The sequence below is a fragment of the Streptomyces sp. NBC_00358 genome, assembly GCF_036099295.1.
Classification (GTDB): Bacteria; Actinomycetota; Actinomycetes; order Streptomycetales; family Streptomycetaceae; genus Streptomyces.
Genome location: NZ_CP107976.1, coordinates 151,872 through 173,808, shown reverse-complemented (window position 1 = coordinate 173,808; position 21,937 = coordinate 151,872). Strand labels below are relative to the sequence as shown.

The 21,937-nt window shown below is 67.5% G+C and carries 20 protein-coding genes and 2 pseudogenes; 9 read left to right on the top strand and 13 right to left on the bottom strand.

The window, feature by feature from the left end:
• Positions 1-67: 67 nt before the first annotated feature.
• Positions 68-1,945 carry a hypothetical protein gene (locus tag OHT01_RS00860; RefSeq protein ID WP_328551143.1) on the top strand — a complete coding sequence of 626 codons (1,878 nt, stop codon included), beginning with the start codon at positions 68-70 and terminating at the stop codon, positions 1,943-1,945.
• Between the two features lie 1,229 nt (positions 1,946-3,174).
• Positions 3,175-3,678 (top strand): hypothetical protein, encoded by a 504-nt coding sequence (locus OHT01_RS00855; protein ID WP_328551142.1) that lies wholly within the window; start codon positions 3,175-3,177, stop codon positions 3,676-3,678.
• 147 nt (positions 3,679-3,825) lie between these two features.
• Here OHT01_RS00855 and OHT01_RS00850 read toward each other — a convergent pair whose 3' ends face one another.
• Both OHT01_RS00850 and OHT01_RS00845 read right to left on the bottom strand, forming a co-directional pair.
• Positions 3,826-4,584: a hypothetical protein gene (locus tag OHT01_RS00850; RefSeq protein WP_328551141.1), complete on the bottom strand. Its 759-nt coding sequence runs from the start codon at positions 4,582-4,584 to the stop codon at positions 3,826-3,828.
• A gap of 370 nt (positions 4,585-4,954) precedes the next feature.
• Positions 4,955-5,596, bottom strand: a complete 642-nt coding sequence (locus OHT01_RS00845) for a hypothetical protein (RefSeq protein WP_328551140.1) — start codon at positions 5,594-5,596, stop codon at positions 4,955-4,957.
• A gap of 149 nt (positions 5,597-5,745) precedes the next feature.
• Between OHT01_RS00845 and OHT01_RS00840 the strand changes: the two genes are divergently transcribed.
• From OHT01_RS00840 to OHT01_RS00830, 3 genes and pseudogenes are all read left to right on the top strand, one after another.
• A complete protein-coding gene (locus OHT01_RS00840; RefSeq protein ID WP_328551139.1) occupies positions 5,746-6,393 on the top strand; it encodes a hypothetical protein in 648 nt (215 codons plus the stop codon).
• Positions 6,394-6,855: 462 nt separating this feature from the next.
• Positions 6,856-7,317: an SRPBCC family protein gene (locus tag OHT01_RS00835; protein ID WP_328551138.1), complete on the top strand. Its 462-nt coding sequence runs from the start codon at positions 6,856-6,858 to the stop codon at positions 7,315-7,317.
• 120 nt (positions 7,318-7,437) lie between these two features.
• A pseudogene (locus OHT01_RS00830) lies at positions 7,438-7,763 on the top strand (DUF4383 domain-containing protein); the annotation flags it as partial.
• Positions 7,764-7,821: 58 nt separating this feature from the next.
• On the opposite strand, the pseudogene OHT01_RS40110 reads toward OHT01_RS00830, so the two are convergent.
• Positions 7,822-7,958, bottom strand: a pseudogene (locus OHT01_RS40110) (IS5/IS1182 family transposase); the annotation flags it as partial.
• 22 nt (positions 7,959-7,980) lie between these two features.
• Between OHT01_RS40110 and OHT01_RS00825 the strand changes: the two are divergent.
• Positions 7,981-8,256 (top strand): hypothetical protein, encoded by a 276-nt coding sequence (locus OHT01_RS00825; protein WP_328551137.1) that lies wholly within the window; start codon positions 7,981-7,983, stop codon positions 8,254-8,256.
• A gap of 350 nt (positions 8,257-8,606) precedes the next feature.
• On the opposite strand, the gene OHT01_RS00820 is transcribed toward OHT01_RS00825, so the two are convergent.
• The 6 genes from OHT01_RS00820 to OHT01_RS00795 all read right to left on the bottom strand — a co-directional run bounded on the left by OHT01_RS00820 (position 8,607) and on the right by OHT01_RS00795 (position 16,982).
• The gene (locus tag OHT01_RS00820) at positions 8,607-10,292 is read right to left on the bottom strand and encodes a ribonuclease J (protein WP_328551136.1); all 1,686 of its coding nucleotides are present in this window, start codon (positions 10,290-10,292) and stop codon (positions 8,607-8,609) included.
• Positions 10,293-11,399: 1,107 nt separating this feature from the next.
• Complete coding sequence (locus tag OHT01_RS00815) at positions 11,400-12,638, bottom strand: MFS transporter (RefSeq protein WP_328551135.1); 1,239 nt, start codon at positions 12,636-12,638, stop codon at positions 11,400-11,402.
• Entirely contained in the window at positions 12,635-13,210 is a 576-nt protein-coding gene (locus tag OHT01_RS00810) for an ArsR/SmtB family transcription factor (protein WP_328551134.1), read from the bottom strand. Before OHT01_RS00810 ends, OHT01_RS00815 begins: the two co-directional genes overlap by 4 nt.
• A gap of 426 nt (positions 13,211-13,636) precedes the next feature.
• On the bottom strand, positions 13,637-14,587 hold the full coding sequence (locus OHT01_RS00805; protein WP_328551133.1) for an RNA-binding protein: 951 nt from the start codon (positions 14,585-14,587) through the stop codon (positions 13,637-13,639).
• A gap of 306 nt (positions 14,588-14,893) precedes the next feature.
• A complete protein-coding gene (locus tag OHT01_RS00800; protein WP_328551132.1) occupies positions 14,894-16,636 on the bottom strand; it encodes a hypothetical protein in 1,743 nt (580 codons plus the stop codon).
• Between the two features lie 94 nt (positions 16,637-16,730).
• On the bottom strand, positions 16,731-16,982 hold the full coding sequence (locus OHT01_RS00795) for a hypothetical protein (RefSeq protein WP_328551131.1): 252 nt from the start codon (positions 16,980-16,982) through the stop codon (positions 16,731-16,733).
• A 327-nt stretch (positions 16,983-17,309) separates the two neighbouring features.
• Here OHT01_RS00795 and OHT01_RS00790 point away from each other — a divergent pair, with 327 nt between their 5' ends.
• The 3 genes from OHT01_RS00790 (at position 17,310) to OHT01_RS00780 (ending at position 19,793) form a co-directional block, all read left to right on the top strand.
• Positions 17,310-17,924 (top strand): class I SAM-dependent methyltransferase, encoded by a 615-nt coding sequence (locus tag OHT01_RS00790; RefSeq protein WP_328551130.1) that lies wholly within the window; start codon positions 17,310-17,312, stop codon positions 17,922-17,924.
• Between the two features lie 292 nt (positions 17,925-18,216).
• Positions 18,217-18,753, top strand: a complete 537-nt coding sequence (locus tag OHT01_RS00785; protein WP_328551129.1) for an AAA family ATPase — start codon at positions 18,217-18,219, stop codon at positions 18,751-18,753.
• A 677-nt stretch (positions 18,754-19,430) separates the two neighbouring features.
• Positions 19,431-19,793 (top strand): hypothetical protein, encoded by a 363-nt coding sequence (locus OHT01_RS00780; protein ID WP_328551128.1) that lies wholly within the window; start codon positions 19,431-19,433, stop codon positions 19,791-19,793.
• A gap of 32 nt (positions 19,794-19,825) precedes the next feature.
• On the opposite strand, the gene OHT01_RS00775 is transcribed toward OHT01_RS00780, so the two are convergent.
• From OHT01_RS00775 to OHT01_RS00760, 4 genes are all read right to left on the bottom strand, one after another.
• Positions 19,826-20,074, bottom strand: coding sequence for a transposase (locus OHT01_RS00775; RefSeq protein ID WP_443043506.1), 249 nt, complete (start codon positions 20,072-20,074; stop codon positions 19,826-19,828).
• 65 nt (positions 20,075-20,139) lie between these two features.
• On the bottom strand, positions 20,140-20,436 hold the full coding sequence (locus tag OHT01_RS00770; RefSeq protein ID WP_328551127.1) for a barstar family protein: 297 nt from the start codon (positions 20,434-20,436) through the stop codon (positions 20,140-20,142).
• A gap of 28 nt (positions 20,437-20,464) precedes the next feature.
• Positions 20,465-20,824, bottom strand: coding sequence for an NACHT N-terminal Helical domain 1-containing protein (locus OHT01_RS40105; protein ID WP_443043344.1), 360 nt, complete (start codon positions 20,822-20,824; stop codon positions 20,465-20,467).
• Positions 20,825-20,984: 160 nt separating this feature from the next.
• A complete protein-coding gene (locus tag OHT01_RS00760) occupies positions 20,985-21,887 on the bottom strand; it encodes a LysR family transcriptional regulator (protein WP_328551125.1) in 903 nt (300 codons plus the stop codon).
• Positions 21,888-21,937 lie beyond the last annotated feature (50 nt).

The window sequence follows — 21,937 nt, the reverse complement described above, 5'->3', positions numbered from 1 at the left end:
CGGTGAATCTCCCGTGCGGTCGCGCGTCCCCCGACAACGAAAGGACCGGACAGCGATGTCACCCGACATGAAGCGTCGAGCGTTCCTCACGGCCAGCGCGGCCGTTGCCGGCGTCGCACTCCTGCCCAAACCCTTCGCCGTGGCGGCGGCCGCCTCCGGCAAGAAGGGCGTGATGCTGATGAACCGAATCGGTCCGTCGTCGTCGACCTTGTGCATCGCGAACGCCGACGGCTCGAACGAACGCGAGCTGTTGCGGAGCGCCGCATTCGACCACCACGCCGCCTTCTCCGCCGACGGGGCCTCGGTGCTCTTCACGTCCGAGCGCACCGGCGACGGAAACTCATGTCTCTACCGGGCCAAGGCCGACGGAACGGGTGTCCAGCGACTGGTGGTCAACTCGGCCATGAACGACTGGGCCGTTCCGTCTCCGGACGGCACGAAGGTGGCGTACGTGTCCACGAGCGGGGACCACAAGACGCACATCTGGCTGCTCGACCTGAGCACGAACAAGCAGACCAACCTGACCGGGACCGCGGCCCTCGCCGGCGATCCTGCGAGCCCTGACGGCCACTTCCGCCCCTCCTGGTCGCCCGACAGCCAGTGGATCGCCTTCTCCAGCGACCGCAACACGACATGGCGTGGCCACGATAATGGCGCCGGCTGGGAGCACACACAGGCGCTGAGCGTCTACGTCATCCGACCGGACGGCACCGGATTCCGCCAGGTCGCCACCCGGGACGGATACTGCCTCGGCTCGCCGAAGTGGTCGCCCGACGGGTCCCGGATCGTCTTCTACGAGATCACCGTCGAGGGAACCTGGGGCGCACACCGCCCGGAGGCCATCGGGACCGTCGAATCCCAGATCGTCTCGGTCGATGTCGCCACCGGCGCACGCGTCGAGCACACTTCCGGACCCAACCTGAAGGTCGCACCCCAGTACGTGAGCGCCACCGAGATCGGCTATCTCGTCAAGGGCGGAGCGGACGAGGGTCTGGCCTATTCCGGGGGTACGCAGCCGTCGGTCAAAAGGGCACTGCGCTCACCGGTCTGGTCGCCCGACGGAACATCGGTGATCTACGAGAAGCTCGACTACACGACACGCACGTTGGACGAGCCGCTCTACAGCTGGGACCCGGACTGGGACTACCGCTTCTGCGACGTGTTCCCCGCTCTGTCCAAGGACGGGCGCCTCGCGATCACCAACAAGCAGCTCGGCAACTCCTCGATCGTCACCATGCGCCCGGACGGGTCGGACCAGAAGGTCGTCTTCGACACCGCCACCTCGGGCCTCGATCAGGTAATGGTCGCCCACGGGCTGGCCGGCGCGTTCCGGCCCACCTGGTCGCACGACGGCAAATGGATCGCCTTCGGCCTGGGCGGCTGGTTCCAGGCACGCGCGACCAGCACTGCCGTGCTGGTGAGGGTGCCCAGCGACGGCTCCTCTCACCAGGTGCTCACGGACGGCTCGACCAACGCCGGCTTCCCGAGCTACTCGGAGGACGGCAACCGGATCGTCTACCGCGTGTGGGGCGCGGAGAACGGACTGCGCATCCTCGACCTCAAGACCGGTGCGACGACCGTCCTCACCACCGAGTCCGACAACCTGCCCGACTGGTCCTGGGACGGCAAGCTCATCCTCTTCACCCGCAAGACGAGCCCCACCAACTTCGACGTGTGCACCATCAAACCCGACGGAAGCGGCCTGAAGATCCTCACGAGCAGCGGCGCCAACGACGGTCACGCGGTCTGGAACTACGACGGCCGCATTCTGTACAACAGCGGCATGTACGGCTTCCGCGAGGAAGCCGCACTCTACGACGACACCTTCCAGCCCTACGGCCAGATCTTCAGCATGAAGGCGGACGGCTCCGACAACAAAATGCTGACCGACAGCCAGTGGGAGGACTCCATGCCGCTCTACCTCACACAGGACGTCCTCTCCTGATGCTGGGAGCGCGAGGTCGGCAGTACGTGCAGGCAGACAACCCCTGCGCCGAAGGCATCGCACACGTACCGGTCGGCGACGAGAAACCCTGCCTCGTGACTGTCTAGGGTCACGCCCACGCCAATCCTGAGCCTGCGTTTGTGGGCCCGGGACGCGGCGGGTGGCCGTGCCGTGTCACCGTCGAGTGATGGAAGCCACGTCCACCATGCCGCGTCACGTGAGGCGCACGGGCGGCTGCGTACGCGGCCCGAGGCGCCGACACGTGGGGGGACGGGACGCGGTTGCGAAACCTCGGCGGGAACCTTCCCCGGCCCGGGCGCGACGACCGGGCGACCGGTTCAGGGAAGAGCGTGAGATGTGATCCGCCCGTCAGCAGGCGTATCAGGAGGAGTGAGGGACGGGGTCCTCGGTGATGTGTGCGGTGTCTTGGGCCGCGGTGGGAGAACTCGGGAACTCAGCCGACGGCATCTGAGATGCCGTCAGTTGGCCAGCACCGTCACGGCCAGAGGACGCCTGGCTCGGATCGCGTTTGCGGGTGGGGGAGGCGTTGTTCAGGAGCGTGGAGCCCTCGCCTCGCTGCGTGATTCCTACCCTTGGCCACGACGAACTCCCGCCGGACTCCCGCGCCATGCGCGCCGATGCCCGTGAACACCGCGTACCGGTCTTCGACCTGGGCCGGCTCCCCTGCTTGGGCCGTGCGAAGCCCTCAATTGTGAGGAGTTTCGAGACCAGCTGTTCGCTTCCCTCAAGCCGTGGCAACGGCTCTCCGGCGGGCACGCCCAGGGTCGCGACAGCCGGCTGAAGACGTCGAGGTCGAAGCGCAGCCGGCCGCAGGATCGCCGTACTCGGTGAGAGGCTGGAACCGGGCCACGAAGTGGTCGGCGATCGGTCCGGCCACGTGGACCTGTTCGCCGGCCCCGGTCATCCACGGCTCGCCGCAGTGAAGGCCGCCATTGACGCCTTCCCGCTGACCACCCAGCGGGAGGCGCCGCCGGCCGCGTACCTTCAGGCGCGCCTGGGCAGGGCCTGCAGCGCCCGGCATTCCGGCTCTGTCTGACGTGCCGTTCTCACTGAGCGAGCAGACCGGCGAGGCGTGATTGCGTCTGCGCCTGCAGGCGGACCTGGGGGCCGGACATCGGTTGCTGAACTCGAATGGGTGATGTCGGCGAACGGCGAGCGTGGTGGTACCCGAGCCGCTCCACGTATGGCTGTTGCGTCAAGATGACCTCATGACCCGGACCGAAGCGGATCTTCTGGCGTTGCTGCGCGAGCTTGATGATCCGGAGTGGCTGGAGTGGCCGCAGCGCTACGATCGTGGCGAGATCGCAGCCCAGTTCGGCGGTCTGGTGACTCGCCTCGAAGGCGACTTCACGGCTTGCTGCACGGCTGAGCGGGACACCCAGGACTCCAGCGAGTACGGACGCGTCGTCGTGCCCGCGGACGCGACGGTATGCGGAACTCGGATCGTCGTCTGCGTGAGCAAGTTCGGCTCACTGGCTCTGGTCTGCGCGGACAACCCAGGCGCGTTCCTCGGAACGGAGGATGCCCAGGCTGAGGGCGAGCTCGATGGCGCTGACCTCGCCAAGGCCAACCGGGCGTTGGTCGAGCTCGGCTATGTAGTGATTGCCGAGGAACTGTTGGAGACCGACTACGACGGGCCGAGCCAACTACCCCAACTACCCCGATGCCTTCAGCACCCCACCTGGTGGGATCGCTTTTTCGGCATCTTCTGACGATCACGCCGACAGGGTCAGGCCGGTGTCCGCCACGCCCCCTTCGATCACCACCTGCCGGTACTGCGGCATCTTGAGCTTGCGCCTCACTGAGCGGGTGACCTGGCCGAGGTTTCTTTGTTGTTGAGATCCAGCAGCGGGATGGGTTCAGGTGGTGGGCCACGTGCCGAGCGCATGGGCCAGCCGGTCGTTCTGCTCCCGAGTGATGCCCTGAGCTATGCGCGTTCCGCACCGAGGGCTTCCGGGCTCGTCGCAGTAGAGGATGCCGGTGAAGGATTCCTTGCTGCTACCGGAGAGCGGCGACGCGGACGCCAGTGACCATCCAGCCGGCTCCCAGTATGGATGGTCCATGAGCAGGGCTTCGGCCACCCGGTGAGTTTCTGTCTCCGGTGTTCCAGCCCATATCAGGGCGCCGCGGAGGACATCGGCTGCGTCGCTGGGGAGATCGCTGTCGCCCAGGGCGGGCAGGAGGAGGAGCAGACGGGCGTTCGGGTCGTGGACTCCTGCAGCAGTTCGATCGGGGGTACGGGCAATATGGATCAGCTCGCGCCATGACAGGCCGGGGCCGGCCTGGTGTCCGTCAAGCGTGGCCAGATGTCCGAGGCGGCCCCAGGAGGGATGCGTCACCAGGTACTCGGTACCCGCGTCGTCGGCGAGATTTCGTGCCAGCACGACGGCGGTGTGTCCTTCGCCGAACGGAATCCGGAAGACCGGCCATCGCTCCGCCTCGGCCAGTGCCTCATACGCGGCATCGGCGTCAGCCCCGTCCACGCCGAACCACGCCGGGTCTGGCTCGTCCTCTTCCGTTTCGCATAGCCACATCAGGTAGGCAGCCCAGAACCCCGGCAGGGAAAGCAGCTCTTCCCCGGCAACGAGCGGGGCGTCCTCATATCCGTCGATCAGCACCGCCCCAGGCTGCCAGCTACCTCCGCGAACCCTCCAACCGCCCCCGTCAGGTGCTGCGACCGCCTGCGGCCGGGCGTTGGAGTTGACTGGGAACGACGCCGAGCGCGCGTTCCTGGCCAAACGCCTGGCCGGTCCGCACGGGGCACAGGTATCAGGGCCCGCATCGTCCACACGGCCCGCTCGAAGCCGCAGCGCGGACCGGCCAGGCGTTGGAGTTGACTGGGAACGACGCCGAGCGCGCGTTCCTGGCCAAACGCCTGGCCGGTCCGCACGGGGCACAGGTATCAGGGCCCGCATCGTCCACACGGCCCGCTCGAAGCCGCAGCGCGGCCCAGCTCGTGCTCGATGCACGCCGCCTCGGTGCTGCGCGTCAGCGGTGGTCGATGTAAGCGACGAGCCCACCGACGGTCAGACCCACTGCGCATCCGCGGCGGAAGGACGCGTAGCGCATGCGCGGGGTGTACTGCGCGTCGGTCATCGCATACGGTGCGCGGATCCCCAGTTCCACGCCGCACAGGCACACAACGTATCCGTGACGCAGGGCGGCGGCCTCCCACTCGGGGTCGTGCTGGACCCAGGTCCGGGAGTAGATCTCACCGTCGGGCGTCCGCAGTTCCAGCCGGGAGTGGCTGTATCCGAAGTGCTGCCATGGTCCTGGCTGTTCATCGGGTGTCTCGTGCAACTCCCATCCAGGGATCGAGCGCAGGTCGGAGAACTCAGGCGGTAGGCGCCTCATGCCGAACAGGATGGCGCCTTCGACCTGCGGTTCCTCGGGTACCTCGAGTGAGCCTGCTTCCGACACGGCGAACTGCATCCCGAAGTCGCCCACGCTCCGAGCCTGTTTGAACTCGAAGAGGGCCGTGGGCATGCGGCGCGTCTGTGCGTGATCGAGGGTGACTGCGCCTTCCGCGGTCTCCAGACCCATCAGCACGTGCTCAAGCCGCAGCGCGGGGTCGTCGCTGAACAGGATCTGCCCGTTGTCGTCGACCTGTTCGAACTGATGCCAGCTCATCTCCCTGAGCCCTCCGGTTGGTTACGGTTCCGCGTCCGCGAAGCAGACGACTCGATGTTCAATCAGCCTATTGAAGGATCGTTGAACAATCCATACATTGGGACGCGTGCACCACCGAGCCGGCGGTTTCGTCGAGAGCAGGGGTGAGGGTGAGCGCGGAGGAAGCAGGCAAGGGGCGGACAGGCGCGGGTCGGCGGGCGCTGGTGGGCGCCGCAAGCACCGGTGCAGCATTGGCGCTGTGGGCGATCGTGCGTCTGATCGGGCACACGGCCTTCGTCGCGCACGCCCAGTGGATCGACGCGCTGTGCGCGCTGGCGATCCTCCTCGGCTGCGGGTTCCTGTGCACATGCTGGTACCTGAACATCCGGTGGCTGCTGTGTGCGGTGTGCCTCTTGGGAGTGCTGATCCTGCAGAACCTGGAGCTGGATCAGCAGGCACTGCACCAGCGCGGGCGTACCGAACACGTCAGGGTCCGACGGATTCAGTGGTCCGCCGGTGACGGCATGGACGCAAGCGTTCACCGCTACACGGTCACCGTCGTCGACGGCCCGCCGCTGGCTCCGTTCGAGGAGAACGGGCTCATGGGCTGGAAGTGGGTGGTAGGCGGCACTTACACGGTGACCGTCGATCCGCAGGGCAGTGCCCAGCTCAGGCGGGGGGACAAGCCCGGGCCTCCGGTGATCCAACAGTCCCTGCAGATCCCACTCGGCGTCGGCCTGACCTTCGCCCTGTGGCAGCCCGCAGGCCTGCTCCTGCGCCGACAACGCGCCCCGTCAGTCGGACCCGCCCAGCCGTAGGGGCTGCGATCGAGCGGCGCCCCGGCACCGACCATCGCACCTGCTCTGGTCCCGGGAGCGTGGATGGTCGGCGACGGCCGCCGTCGGGTACTGGGAAGGACCTGCCAGGACTCGATCCTGTCGCGGCTGGGCTCATGGCCGAGGAAGCGGGAAGGGCCGAACGTGTCGCGTCGAACCAAAGCTGCTGGTCATGATTTTGGCCGTAGAGGTCGAGCAGAACCATCCTGCCCGCTGAGATGTCTTGACCGTCCCAGCGGAGGTCGACGGCACCGAGGCCGCGGTGCGAGACGGTTGAGATCGCCCAGGAGTTCGGGGGTGCGAAGGCCCCAGAAGACCGCCAGACACTGCCTCACGCGACGAAGCCGCTGCATCCGGTCACTGTTCCCATCGGGAAGAGAAAGAGGCAGGTCCACTCCGCACTCCTGAAGTCAGTCGCTGCGGTCTCCGTGAAAGGGCCGTTCCATGGTCGAAGTCGAACGCACGCTCACCCTGCACCACTCTCTGCCGGAAGTGGTGGCCTACCTGGCCGACTTCTCGCACGCCCAGGAATGGGACCCGGGCACGGTGAGCTGCCGTCCGGCCAGAGCCGGCGCTCCCGTAGCCAAGGGTGCCGAATGGCTCAACGTCTCGACGTTCCGCGGACGGCGCACCGAACTCCGCTACCGGCTGGTCCGGCTCGAGGACCGGCGACTGACCTTCGTCGGACGCAACCGCACCGCCACCTCCACGGACGATCTGACCTTCCACGAGGAGAACGGCGCCACCCTTCTCACCTACCGGGCCCGTATCGACTTCCACGGCCTGGCCCGACTGGCCTCTCCGTTCCTGCGCGGAGAATTCGAACGCCTGGGGGACGGGGTGGTCCAAAGGATGCCGCAAGCCGTGGACAGCCACTTCGGCTCCGGCAAGGACTCGACCGGCTGATCCCGCCACCACGGGAACGCGATGCAACCACTCGGCCGCTGTCGACGGAATAGAGGAGCGAAGCGCAAGAAGAGGCGCCGCTCTCGCGGGCCTGACTCCCGGTAAAAGAAGGAGCGAGCGATGAAGCTTCAGGACGAACTGCCCGTCGACCACCACCTGGCCGCCGTGTACCGCTGGGGGGCCGCCTTTTGCGGGGTGGTCCTGCTCGTTTCGGCATCCTCGGCTTCGCCGACGAGCTCAGTCCGTTCAACACCGAAGGGCAGAGCATCGCGGGCATGTCGACCAACGGTGTCCTCAGCCTGATCTCCGTGCTGGTCGGCTCGACCCTGATCATCGGCGGCAACGTCGCCTCCACACTCAACATGGCGGTGGGAACGCTGTTCCTGCTCAGCGGATTCGTCCACATCTTCATCCTCGACCGGCCCGCCAATATCCTCGACTTCGGCTCGCTACACGACCACTGAGAGGGCGTCTCGCGTAGCCGCAGTGCTCTTCTGGGTCCTCATAGGTTCCTTGCCAGGGGGTGTGGTCTCGTCCGTAGTGTGCTTGGCGAGGTTGCCGATCGAGGCGATGTGGATCATGGCTTCGGAGCTGGCGGGCAGGGTCTCGTAGTCGCGGGCGAGGCGGCGATGCATCAGGACGCGACGCCGGACGGCTCGGCCGATGGCCACCGAGGCGACGTCCGGCGCGTTCTGGCGGGGTCTGCGGCTGCTGGCGGTGGACGGGACCTACTGGGACGTCGAGGCCAGCGAAGCCGACGACGCCGCGTTCGGACGTCCGGGCAGTGGCCGCGGGTCGGGCCGGAGCGCGTTTGTGCAGGTCCGGATGGTTGCTCTGGTGGAGGTGGGCAGTCATGCGGTGCTGGACGTGGAACTGGCCGGCTGGCGCAGGGGCGCATGGTGGTACGCACGCCTGTACGACACGGGCGATCTGCTGTGAACCCGGCTCGAAACCCCCTTCGTCCGCTTCCCGCCCCCGCCCAGAAGTCGGACTGTGGGCGGATGCTGCCGAGTGCGGCCCGTGCCACCCCGTTACCGACTCCCACCGACCGCAGAGATGTGCCGGGCCCAACGGGACCCGGCACACACGCGAGTGAGATCCGTACGAACGAGTTCCGCCGCCGTGCCGCGCCGCCAGGATGGAGCGGTTGGCAATGTCACCGTTCGCTGCCCGAGCGCCATCGGCTGCGACCGATGGCGTGGCGACTCCTCGGGCGACTGCTGACTCCCGTGCCCGGCTTCGATACTCGCGAGCCGGGCACGGCAGGCAGGGGGCCCTGCTGCCGGGGCTCAGGCGTCGATGATGACGGGGATGATGAGGGGCCTGCGGCGGTAGGTGCGAAACGCCCAGTTCGCCACGGCGCGGGCGATGAGCTGTTCGAGTTGGACCGCGTCCCCGATGCCTTCGTCGGCGGCGGTGGCCAGGGTCTTCTCGATGACGGGGATGACCGGCTCGAAGGTGGTGTCGTCATGGGCGAAGCCGCGGGCCAGGAAGTCGGGGGCTTCGGCGAGGGCGCCGGTGTCGGCGTCGACGATCGCCACCACCGTGACCACACCCTCTTCCCCAAGTGTCCGGCGGTCCTTGAGGGAGGCTTCGGTGACGCCGCCGACCTCCATCCCGTCCACGTAGACGTAGCCTGCGGGGACCTTCCCGGTGATGGACGCGCGGCCGTCGACGAGGTCGACGACGACGCCGTCCTCCGCGATGACGACCCGGTCCGGGGCGACACCGGTACGGATGGCGAGGTCGCCGTTGGCCTGTAGGTGGCGCCATTCGCCGTGCACAGGCATGACATTGCGGGGTTTGACGATGTTGTAGCAGTAGACGAGTTCGCCGGCGCTGGCGTGCCCGGAGACGTGGACCTTGGCGTTGCCCTTGTGGACCACGTGGGCGCCCCACCGGGTAAGCCCGTTGATGACGCGGTAGATGGCGCTCTCGTTGCCGGGGATGAGGGAACTGGCGAGCAGGACGGTGTCGCCCTTGCCGATACGGATCTGGTGGTCGCGGTTGGCCATCCGTGACAGCGCGGCCATCGGTTCGCCCTGGGAGCCGGTGCACACCAGAGTGATCTTGTGGTCCGGGAGCTTCTCCAGCTCCTTCGTGCTCACGACCAGACCGGAGGGGACCTTCAGATAGCCCAGGTCACGGGCGATTCCCATGTTGCGGACCATCGACCGGCCGACGAAGGCGACCTTGCGGCCGTGCTGGTGGGCGGCGTCCAGGACCTGTTGGATGCGGTGCACATGGCTGGCGAAGCTGGAGACGATGACCCGGCGCGGCGCGGTGCGCAGCACCTGCTCGATCGCCGGGTTCAGCTCACGCTCGGAGGTGGTGAAGCCGGGTACTTCGGCGTTGGTGGAGTCGGTGAGGAACAGGTCCACGCCCTCCTCGCCGAGGCGGGCGAAGGCACGCAGATCGGTGATGCGGTCGTCGAGAGGGAACTGGTCCATCTTGAAGTCGCCGGTGTGCAGCACCATCCCGGCGCCCGTGCGGATCGCGACCGCGAGGCCGTCCGGGATGGAGTGGTTGACCGCCACGAACTCGCAGTCGAAGGGCCCGAAGCTGCGCCGGTCGCCCTCCCGGACGCGCACCGTGCGCGGCCGGATGCCGTGTTCCTTGAGCTTGGCCTCCAGGAACGCCAGCGTCAGCTTGGAGGCGACGATGGGAATGTCGGACCGCTCGCGCAGCAGGTAGGGCACGCCACCGATGTGGTCCTCGTGGCCGTGGGTGAGGACCACGGCCACGATGTCGTCCAGCCGGTCCCGGATGGAGGTGAAGTCCGGAAGGATTACGTCTACGCCGGGCTGGGTCTCTTCGGGGAACAGTACGCCGCAGTCGACGATGAGCAGTTTGCCGGCGTGCTCGAAGACGGTCATGTTGCGGCCAATCTCGCCCAGGCCGCCCAGGGCGATGACCCGCAGCCCTCCTTCGGGAAGGGGCGGAGCGGCTTTTAGCTCGGGGTGCGGATGACTCATGCCTGGACGTTACCCGGAGAGTGGAGCGAGGTGATCCATCGGCTGGGCGATCTGTTCCTCCTGCCGAGCGGATCGAGCGGTGCCGGCAGCAGGCCAACGACCTCTCACCAGCCGCCTGAGGCACCCTCCAGGGCTTCCTCCGCGCGATCGGCGAAGCCCGCCTGATTCGGCTATCGCCTCGTCTGGGACAGGCTGACCGCGGGTCTGTCCGGGATGCCGGTGGTCCGTCCGTCGGCGGAGGCGTTGCGTCGCCTGCACCGGCGGGATCGGCAGCGCGCCCGTGCGGGCGTGGTTCGAGGTACTGGCCGGGTTGCTGGCCCGTCCGGCGACGCTAGACGTGCGTTTCGGTTCGTACCGGACGGTGTCGTTCGACGGCTGCAGTTCGCTGAGGGCCCAGATTCCGAACGGAACCGGGCCTGGCTGGGGAGGACTTCGCATCATGGCTGTCCGACGCTGGAGTTGATGACGCTGGTCGAGACCGGCACGCGGGCCCCGGTCGGCGCGGTGTTCGGTCCCACCGCTGAGGGCGAGGCAACCTCAAGCCGCTCGCGTACGGCCACGCCGAGCTCATCGACCCATGCCGTGGCAGAGCACCGCTCAGCGTTGAGATCGACGTCCCGGTCATCCGGGACCGGCCAGACGCTGTTTTCCGTGTGGTACCAGTGGGCCCAAGCGGGGGCGGGCCGTAGCAGCGGCTGCGGATCGAAACCCTCTGCGCGGGACACGAAGGCGGTCAGTGGGTCGGCAAACAGTCGGGGACAATCCGCGAGTTCGGGCGCCTCACGTCATGGTAGAAGAGTCTCGGAGCTGGCGACTTTCCTGCCCAGCGGCAACGGACCGGTCAATGGTTGCGGTCATGGGAAGCCCGCCTGCCACATCGGGCGATGCACCCAGGTGCAGGCCACCAGTCGCGCATCGTCGTCACGGACCTTCAGCACCACCTCGCGGCCGTCTGCCGGCCGTAGGCCGTAGACCACGGACAAGTTCCCGGCCGCGAAAGTGCGCTCGGCAACTGGGCAGCCCAGGTGCTCGAGGCACCAGTCACTCACTGCTCGATCGTCTGCAGCCGTGGCCTTCCTTTCGATGGGCTGTTCGTCCGTCGTCCGTCTAGTGCGGGAGTGGTGGGGCGTGACGGACGGCCGGGCTGACGGTGGCGATAGCGGCGGTAACGAGCATCACCGTGGCCAGCACGAATACGGAGCCGACTGGTCCGAGACCGGTGAGCAGGTAGCCGGCGCCAAGGGCGGCGACGGGCATGACTCCCCAGGACAGGGTCATGGCCGCGCTGGTAACGCGCCCCAGTAGCTCGTTGGGGACCAGGACCGTCGCGTAGCTGATGATCACGACGTTCCACAGCGGTCCGACGAACGCGCAGGCGGCGCCGACGACTCCGATCAACAGGGGGCTGGAGGTGAACGCGAACAGGGGAAGAAGCGCGGCCCAGATCCAATTCACTCCGACGATGACGGTCTTGGGCGTGAAGTGGCGATGGAGTCTGCTCGCCGCGAGTGCTCCGGCCAGGCCACCGCCGCTGTAGATGCCGAGCATCGTGCCGATGGTGGTGGACGTGGCGCCGTGGTCTTGAGCGAGGACGACGAGGATCAGTATGAGCGCCTGGAAGACCAGGTTGCTGGCGGCGATCAGCAGCATGGCGGCGCGGATGAGGGGGTGACGCCAGACCCAGCGCAGACCCGCCGTCGTCGCCCGCCACAGCGATTCCGACGGTGTCGTCGTCCGGTTCTGCAGGTCGCCTCGGATGAACAGCAGTCCGATGCAGGCGATGACATAGGAGAGCGCGTCGGCCAAGAACGGCACGGCGCGACCGATGCCGAAGAGCATGCCGCCCAGGGGAGGGCCGGCCAGAGCCGCACCGCGGCTTCTGGCTTCGTTATGGGCTATCGCGGTGGGCAGCAGCGATGCAGGGACGATCTTGGGAAGGGCGGCGCGCTCGGCCAGCCCGAAGAAGACGAAGCACAGTCCCTGAACGAAGGCGACTACGGCGAGGTGCGCGACAGTGACGTCGCCCAGCCACATGGCGATCGGGACGGTGGAGAGTGCCAGGGCTCCGCATATCTCGCTGATCAGCAGGATCCGCAGGCGGTTCCATCGGTCCACCAGCGGTCCGGCGGGCAGGTGGGCGACGAGGTAGGGAAGCGTGCCGGCGGCTCCCACGATCCCGGCGTCGGAGGGCGATCCGGTGGTCGCGAGCACGAGCAGCGGCATCGCCGTTCCGCTCGTCTGGGCGCCCAGGGTCGAGAGGACCTGACCGCTCCACAGGGCTAAGAAGTCGCGGTTGCGCCATAAGGAAGGTCGCTGGGCGGCGCCCTGTGCAGCCGGGGCGGTCACGAGGCGTCCCCGCGCTCGGGGGTGGGGAACGCGTGGAACACCACGGAGACATGCCGACTGCCGGGAGACGCCTGAGTCGGCTCGCGGTACCAGCGGGAGAGGAAGGCGATGTACTCCTCGCCGAACTGGGTCAACTCCTCAGCGGTGAGCGTGGTGCCGCCGAAGGAATGCATGGCCGCGGCGGCGAAGGCGCCGAAGGCCTCCCGGTCGGACAGATAGGCAGCCAGATTCCGATCAGCGCCCTCCAACCACTGCCGACCGACCTCGTCAGCGGCGGCCGCGGTCCCGGGATCCGTTGGTCCGTGCGGCAGCCGTACGTCCTGTGGAACGGCCCGCCAGTACTTGCGACGCCCGGACGAACGAGCCGTGTCCTCCTCGATGAAGCCGAACCGGGCCAGTTGCCGCAGGTGATAACTGGTCGCGCCGCGGTCCTCATCGAACTCCGCGGCCAGGTCGGCAGACGTAGCCGGGCCCTGCCGCTGGAGTCTGGTCAACAACTCCTGACGCAGTGGATGAGCGAGGGCCTTGAGCGCGTCAATGTCGGACAGTACGCGCGGTCGCTGGTTAGCCATGATGAGAAGGTATCTATGCAAAGACTTCTTCTCAATACCCCGAGGGCCCCGCCTCGACGGACCACCTCGTGTCGGCGCACAGACTTGGCTCCCCAAATGTGTACGCGGCTTTGACTACCCGGCCGACCAGGGGTCGGCGGTGGACGCTCTGACGCCGAGCAGGCGTCGGACAAGCCGTGAGCATCTGGGTGCGAAGGACGGTCTGCTTGGAGTCAGCGACAGCGTGAACTACCGGGTCGGTGGCCGGCGGTGGTGGGCTCCGATGCAGGTGACGCCGGTGACAGCTTCGAGTTGCATGTTCACCCAGGCGGATTCCACGCAACTTCCAGGGTGAGCAGCCGCGCCAGGTCAAGCGGCAGGTCATCGAACATGCTTACGATTCTGAACCCAAGTGTCGGTCACCGTTGCCTCACCTGGAGAACCAGGTCACCACCTGGCGCGCAGCACGCCGTCACCGTCAGGCAGGGCGGCGTGGAACAGCGGGTGGCGTTCGTCGAGGGCCAGGGGGAGGAAGCAGGCCGCCCTCGCTTCCGCCACCAAGGTGGTGAGTTGCTCGTGGTGGGTCTCGTCGACGGTCACGTGGCGGATCGTTCCGTTCGGCGCCTCCCAGACGAAGTCCACGGATTCGTCCTCGGGCAGCGCGGCCAGAACCGCACCGACATCAGGGGTGAGGTCGGGCCAGACGGTCAGGAGCGCGCGTGGGCCGAGACCGGCGCGGACGGTATCGAGGTTGCTCTCGGTGAGCCGGTGCCAGCGGGTGGCGTTGCTGAGGTAGACCTCCTCCAGGAGAAGGTCCTGCGGTGCGGCCAGTTCCGCGCGTACCCGTTGCCAGAACTCCTCGTCCGCAGCCTGTGTCACCTCTGGTTCCTCAAGGTCTGCGGCGTAGGGCGAGGCCGTGATCGGTTCCGCGAACAGGCCGAGATCGCGGGTCCGGGCGACGGCCGCTTCGCAGGGCTGGTCGCTGCCGACGTACACGTACTGATCCCACCCGACGTGCACGGTGAATCTGTCCTGCTGCTCCAGTCGGCACCAGGCGCCCTGGTCGCGGAGCATGGCCCGGACCAGCTCCAGCGCGACCGGCACGGAGATCTCGGCACCGTCGTGATAGCCGGTGAGGTCGGGCGGGAACAGCCCAGCGAGGCCGTGCCCGTCAGCCGGCGCCTCCAGGCCGAAGTTGACGAAGCCAGTGACCCCCGGATCACGGATCTCCAGCCGGTCAATGCCCGACTCCTGCGCGAAGGCGGCGATCGCCTCCAAGTAGGCCGCTTCGACCGGCCCGTGGTCGCTCACCGTGGCCTCAGCGCCGTTGTAGTGCCCGCACTCGTCGCGGTCGGCGGGGTTGTACTTGGTTATCCGGTGGGCGAAGGACGGCGGCACGCTGCTCCCTGGACTGTCAGAAGTGGACGTCAGCGTAGTCCGTGACCAGCCGCCTGCCGGGTACCGGCTGCGACCTCCACCGCGGGCCCTCTCCTCCGAGCTGTCGTGCAGCGAGTCACCGCCTACTCTCTGTACGGTGGCTCGGAGGAGCTGTCCGGTCCCCGCGATGGTCAGATCCTGGCCGTGGCCAATCGGAGTTTCGCGGGTGTGGACAGTGGCGTGCCGTCAACGATGGTCATGTTTCGAGCGCGCTATGACGTGTGGGTTTCGGCGCAGGGAGCCGTTGGCTGTGGCTGTGCGCGGGCACTACACGAAGTTCCATTCCTCTTGGGGCAGTGAGTGCCAGAGGTCGTGCCATTCGCGTAGCAGGAAGAGTGGTCGGGTCAGCATGACGTCGCCGGCCCGTTGGGAACGGATCGCCAGGCCGAGGTCGGTGCAGACCGGGTCGCCTGCGACGCTGTAGGACGGTCGCGCAGTGCGGTGGAGAAGCCAGCCCTCCAGCTGGGACGGCACGCAGCCGGTCAACGGGACGTCGTCGAGTCTCACTTGGGGGCCGTGGAGCGCGTTCACCGCCACGCATCCCAGGCGGTCGTCTCGGAAAAGGGCTCTGATTGCGGTGGCGGCGAAGTCGGCGTAGACAAGCTGTTGCCGCCCACCGCCGGGGGAGTGGGACGTTACGGTCGGCTGCTCGTCCAGGGCGTCGGTGATCTCCTTCAACGTCATGCCGAAGTGCAGCGGGCCGACTCCGACGAAGGGCGTGAACGTCCACTCTGCGCGCTCCTCACCCCGCGCGATCCGCCACGGCCCCTGATATCCCGGTTGGCTTCCCGGGACCGCGAGGGGTTCCTCGGGCGCAGGCCCGGGCGGGGCCGCAGGCTCAGTCGCGATCCAATCCGGGTGCCAGCGTCCGGGCAGTTCCAGGGCCGCGGTGTCGACTGGCTGCTCGGCCAGCCAGTGGAACGCCGCCTCATTACCTTCGTCCCACGGGTCCTCGGCCACCCTGCCTGCCTTGGCCAGGGTTGCGCGACGTTCGTCCTCTGCCGCGATGAGGCCCTCGACGTCCTCGCCCCATACTGCCAGGCGCTCCCGGGCGATCCATCGGTAGTAGGAGTCCACGCTCGTGGCCAGGAGTTTGCGGACGAGTGGCGCGTGGCGCGGTATGGACGAGGCGAGTAGCGGATCGGCGAGCAGCAGGGCGGTGGCGGCGACGGCGGCCTCCCTCACCCGTGGATCGTCGTCCTCGCAGAAGGGCGCGGCTTGGGAGTGGAGCGCCGGTCGCGCTGCCCGTGCCGCGGCCAGGTCCTGCGGTGCCCCGAGTTGCTCGGCGGCGTCCAGACGGGCGATGTCCGCGAACGCGGCCACCCAGTTCAGCAGTTCGGCGCGCAAGGGTCGCTCGCCCGCCCTGCGCTCCCACCGGGCCACGGCGAGGGTGCGTGGATCGTCGACCAGAGTGGCGATGATCAGGGCGGCTGAGGCAGTCGCGGGGAACATGCGCCCTCGATGGAGAAGCAGCCGGTACAGGTTTCCCACTGCCCTCACCCGATCGACCGGGTCGGCAGCGAGCATCGCGGCGAGAACGGCCGACGTGTCGGGCACGCTGTGCCGACCCGAGCAGACGTGCGGTAGCTCCTCCCCGTTGGTACCGGTGAGTCCTGCGCGCGCTCTGGGCGCCAGGGTGTCGGCGGAAACATCCCAAGCTCGCGTGGAGGCCTCGTGATTCACGTCCGTAGTGTTCCAGCAGGAGCCGACATCTGCGGGCGGTGTCTCGGAGACGACCGCAGTCCAATGCTGCTCGACCCAACTCCGCCTGGACGGCGCGGTTGTTGATGGCTCGGGATAGCCGCGGGCGGTGTCGTGGATCAGCGCGATGGCGTCGTCGGTGAACAGGGTGTCGCTGCGGCCGGCGAGTGCGAGGCGGTGGACCAGGTAGGAGGCGGTCTCCTCGCTGGTCATGGACGGCATGTTGTAGCGGACCTGGCTGCGTTGGTCCAGCGCGGCCAGGACGCCGAGCTTGATCTCGTGTCGCAAGGTGGGTTGGCCGATCAGCATGCAGTTGAGGGGCTGCTGGAGTCCATGTCGTCGTTGGTCAGTATCCGGATCGCCTCCAGTTGCTCGTGGTCGAGCAGGTGGGCCTCCTCGTTGATCAGGATGGGGACCCGGCCGCGCTCCGCAGGTCGGTGGCCTGCGGGATCAGCGTGGACTTGTGCGGGCGCGGGACGCCGCCCGGCGCGGTGACGATCGCGTGGTGGATCCAGGCGACGCCGACAGCGGGGTTGGCCACGTAGATGACCTTGTGACGGGGGTGGTCCAGTTGGGACAGCGAGGCTCTGACTGCGACGGCCTTGCCCGCGCCGGCCTCGCCGGTGATCCCCCCAGCGCGCGTTCGCCGATGCACCAGGTGATGCGGGCGACGGTCTGAGCGTGGGAGGAGTGCCGGTGCAGCATCGAGGAAGCCAGGTCCTTGGCGAACGGCGTCCGCGTGAAGCCCCAGTGCGCGGTCGGCTTGTCTAACAACGGCCGTCCACCCTCTCCGAGTAAGCGATCGTGCAGTCCAGTTCGGCTACGGCGCGTTCGGCCCGGCAGGAAGACCTCCTAGTTGATCCGCTGCCCGAGCTCTTTGGTGCGCTCGGTGTCGATATCTCTGCGATCACGACTCCCCAAGGGGACGGCGAATCCGTCGGTGTGCACTCGGCAGGCCATGACTCGCATCTACGATGATCCGATGCGCCAGCCCGCCACAGAGCCGTACTGGAACACCAACGTTGCCCGGCACCCGGGCATCCTCCGGGCTGTTCCCGAGGGGTGCGGCGATGCCCTGGACGTCGGCTGCGGAGACGGGCTGCTGGCCCGGAAGCTTGCAGGGCGGGCGAAACACGCCACCGGGATCGACAAGTCGCCGGACATGATCGCCTGCGCACGCAAGTCCGCTGCCGGCCACCCGCAACTCACCTTCGTCGAGGGAGACTTCCTCGCCGTGGAACTTCCCCGTGCGGAGTACGACTTCGTCTGCTCGGTGACCACGATCCATCACATGGACTTCGAGACGGCCCTCGTGCGCATGCGTGAGCTGCTGCGGCCTGGCGGCACGCTGGTGGTGGTCGGTCTGGCCCGCGAGGCGAGCGTGACGGAGTGGGCGACGTTGATCGCGACTGCCCCGATCGTGCGGATCACGAAGGTGCTGCGTCGCGCGCGTGGCCCGCAGGGCATGCCGGTCGTCGACCCGCAGATGAGCTATGGGCAGGTGCGGGCTGCTGCCCGGCTGCTACTGCCCGGCGTGCGCTACCGCCGGCATGTGCTGCGCCGGTACTCGCTGACCTGGGAGAAGCCCGCCCGCTGAGCCGGCACCGATGGCGGTTTTCACCATCTGGGGCGGTTTGATTTTCATGTGAATTTCTATGGCGCTTCTTCCTGAGAGGGCGGTACGTGAGTCGATGTCCGTTTCGGATTGGGTGCAGCTCGGGCTGAGTGACCGGTCGCGATGGCGTGCTTGATGTACGTGGCACGGTAGCTGAGCTGGAGGTTTGGCCGTCCCCTGGCTGTGCCGGAAGCAGCCAGTCGGTCGAAGCTACACCTTGCCTGATCGCGGCAACGGCGTCGCTAGTCGGAGTGGTCATGTCTACGCTGGCGGCGTGACATTGGTGTGGGTGACGGGCAATTCAGGGACTGGTAAGTCCACGGTTTGCGGGGCGTTGCGAGAGCGTGGCTACGTTGCGCTCGACGCCGACGAGGACGGCTTCAGTCGCTGGATCGACCGGGCTCAGGGCGAGGTCGTGATGGATCCCCCGTATCCGGTTCCCGGGAGCTGGCTCGATCGATACGGGTGGGTGATCGTCCGCGAGCGCGTTGAGACCCTCGTCGAGGAGTCTCGTTTCCGAACCGCCTTCTTGTGTGGGTCGGCGGAGAACGAGGCAGACGTCCGCGATCTTTTCGACGTCATCGTGTGCCTGGTGATCGACGAGGACACCCTCCGCCACCGGCTCGCGACCCGCACTACGAACGCATTCGGTCAGCATCCCGAAGAGCTCGCCGCGGCCTTGAAGTGGAATCCTCGGATGCGAGCCATCTACGAAAGCCGTGGCGCGACGATCATCGATGCATCCAAGCCGGTGACCGAGGTGGTGGACAGCGTGATCGACGCAGTTCAGGAGCTGAGAGGCGGTGCGTAAGTTGATGTCCCTTTCGCTCTTTTGGGAGCGGTAAGGGGGACTGCGCCGAGTCCAGTACCGGCCGACGGGTCTGCAGTCCGCCGGGGGAAGGGCTGTATGGCAGGCTGCGGTCATGCGGATTGGCGTTGCTACCTCCCTGACGGCCCGCCTTTGTGCCACGGTGGGTGGCCTAGCGCTGGCTCCAGTCCTTCTCGTGGCAGGCGGCCCTCTCCTCCGCTGCTACTTGCGGTATGTCTACAGCGAGAGAAGTCGAGGGCTTGTGGACAAGGAACGTGGGTGGGTGAACCCCGGGTGGTACGTGGTTCACAACCCGGTGGTGCGATGCCTGACCTGGCCTTCGGAGCAGGTGATGATCCTGCTCGATGGCAGACGAGGCACAGGGCATCGCCAGGGCGGTTCGTGATCGGGAGCCTCTCCGGTCTCCTCAGCCACCACCCTCCCGGCTCCCACGTTCACTTGTACACCGACACCCGGTGCTCTCATTTCTCGGTTCTGGCACAGATCTTGGGGAGCGGTCGCGGAGCGTCATATCGGCGTTCGATCTCCGGGTCGGTGATCTCGTGCGTTTGCGGTCGATGGCCCGTGGCATCACCAGACTGGTGAGCGGACGCATTGTGCGAACCCAGGCTGAACGTCTTAGTGGATACCACCGCGTCCTTGAAGCAAGGAGTCCGGACGTGACCGCTGAACGTCTGCGTTCGCTCGCGGTCGATGAGATCCGACCGGTGCGGCTGTGGACGGCGCGCAGTCCCTTGGCACCGCCTGATGCGTTGGATCGGCTTGCGCGGGATGAAGATTCGTCGGTTCAGTGGAATGCGTTGATCAACCCAAACCTGCCGGACACTGTACTGCGCTGGCTCGCCGATCTGGAGGCGAAGAAGGCTGGCACGAGATGGTTCATTCTTCGCGAACGCATCGTTCATCACCCCAACGCCTCGGAGGCCCTGCGGGCGGAGCTCGTGGCAGTTGGAGCCTGCAGTTGCCCGCAGCCGCGCGGCCGGAACGCCTGTGCGCGGCAGACTTCGACGGTGGCTGAGTAGGGCCGCCCGGCCCGTATCAGTACGTTGCGGCGTTACTGGAGCAGAATCATCTTTCGGAGTAGTTCGAATCCAGCTCGGTCGTAGAGCTGGCGCTTGATCTTCTTGATGCGGTTGACGACGCCCTCGATGCTGCCGGAGCTCCAGTCGAGAGTGAGCCCGGCTGTTACGGCGTCGAGATCTCGGTGCAGGTGGAGTGCGAAGCCGGTGAGGCCAGGCAGCAGGCTGGCGTCGACTGCGTCGATCCAGGTCGGGAGTGTGGAACCGAGTCGGTCGGCGAGTATCTCGCCGAAGTCGCGTACGTGCCCGGCGGCCTTGTCCAGTTCAGGGCAGCGGGCCAGGACTCCTTTCAGGCCGGCCCGTGGACGATGAGGCGGTTCTGCTCGCCGTCGAAGATGTTGGCCAGGACGTTGGCCTCCGGTCGGTGACCGTCGAAGAGACCTTGCTGGTCGACGTGCACGATCAGGATGTCATGGCTGTCGATCACCTCAGAGATGCCCCGGGTCTCGATCGTGTCCGACCATGCGTCCAGGTTCCGGCCGAACCACTCCGGCAGGCCGCACGGCTCGCTCACCGCGTCCCAGAAGTCGTTGAGTGTCTCGATCAGCCGACCGCGCAGGTCAACAATCAGCTCGCTGTCCGTCATCTCAGCAGCCTAACCAGCCTCACCACAGTCACGCACCGGCCAAAGAGGCAGGCTCTAGTCCGCCGCGACGAGACCTGTGGGCGGCTGTGGGTCCTCCGGTGGGGTCGGGCGGTCCCGTAGCGGGCCGTTCCCGAGGTAGCGTCCCGGTCCGCCGCGTGTGCTCCACTGCCGCCCCCGCCACATACGTCGGATGTGCCGTGAGCTGTTCAACAGGGTGGGCGCAGTACAGCGGGAGCAGTTCCTTGTACAGGCCGGGGGCGCGTTCCGCCCGGTCCGCTACGGGGCGCCGCAGTTCGTCGGTCAGGCGGCCTGGGTCGAGGTCGGCTACGCACAACGGTTCCGCGTCGATCGGGCCTGCGGCGGCGAATGTGTCCTGGACCGCTGCCACCGCCGCCAGGCTCGGCAGCCGAACTTCCCGCCCCGCACGGCGTAGCGAGGTCGTGTCGGACACTCAGCAAGACCGCCGTCGTCATCACCGCGAAGTCCGCCGGGCGTAAGGTCTTCGGTCTCGCCACCGCAGGGGTCCGTCTCGCTTGGCCTCTTGCGCGTCAGTCCGGCAGCCAGTGCAGCTCGTGCGCCAGGGTTTTGGCGACGGCACGGAGGCGGCGGTGTAGCGGCGACTGCTCGTGTGGGAGGACCAGGTGGATCGTCAGGCTGGGCGCGCCCCGCAGCGGTCGCCAGGTGAGACCGGCCGGTTGTGCCGTGACCGCGGCTTCCCCGGCCGGGGCGAGGGTGACCCCGTCGCGCAGGTCGCGCTGAGACATGTCGAAAGAGACTGCGGGTGTGTGGAATCGGGGGTGTGGTCGGGTGTCTCGGAACAGTGCGGACAGCTGATCGTGGATCACGGGGTTGGCCTCACGGTCCGGGAGTCGCAGCGGATACGCGGCCGCGTCGGCAATCTCGATCTCCGGGTGTTCGGCCAGCGGATGGTGCTGCGCCAGCTGGACCCCGACGCGCTGACGCCGCAGCAGGAACCGGCGCACGCCACGGCCCGGCTGTTCACCGCGCGTGATCCCGGCATCGATACGGCCGTCGGCGACCGCGGGGGAGATCTCCGGTGTCGCCATCGGGACCGCGCCGACCTCGAGTCCGCTGTTGTCGCGAATCAGCCTGTCCACCAGGGCCGGTGCCGTCTCGGCCCCGGCGCTGAGGCTGTATCCGATGCGCAGCCTGCCCAGTTCACCAGCCGCCGCGCTCCGGGCGGTGTCCCATGCCCGGTCCAGCGCCGCCAGCGCGGGCGGCGCGGACTCCGCCAAAGCCGCACCGGCCGTGGTCAATACGACGCTACGCGTGTTGCGGACCAGCAGGGCCGTACCGAGTTCCGCCTCCAATCGGCGCATCCGGGCGCTGAGTGCAGGCTGTGCGATACCGATCCGTGCGGCCGCGCGGGTGAAGTTCAACTCCTGCGCCAGCACCAGGAAGTACCGCAGGCTCACCGTATCCGGCGCCACGTGCCCTCCCTGCCGATTGATAACGATCCGCTCTGAGTCTATCCAGTACC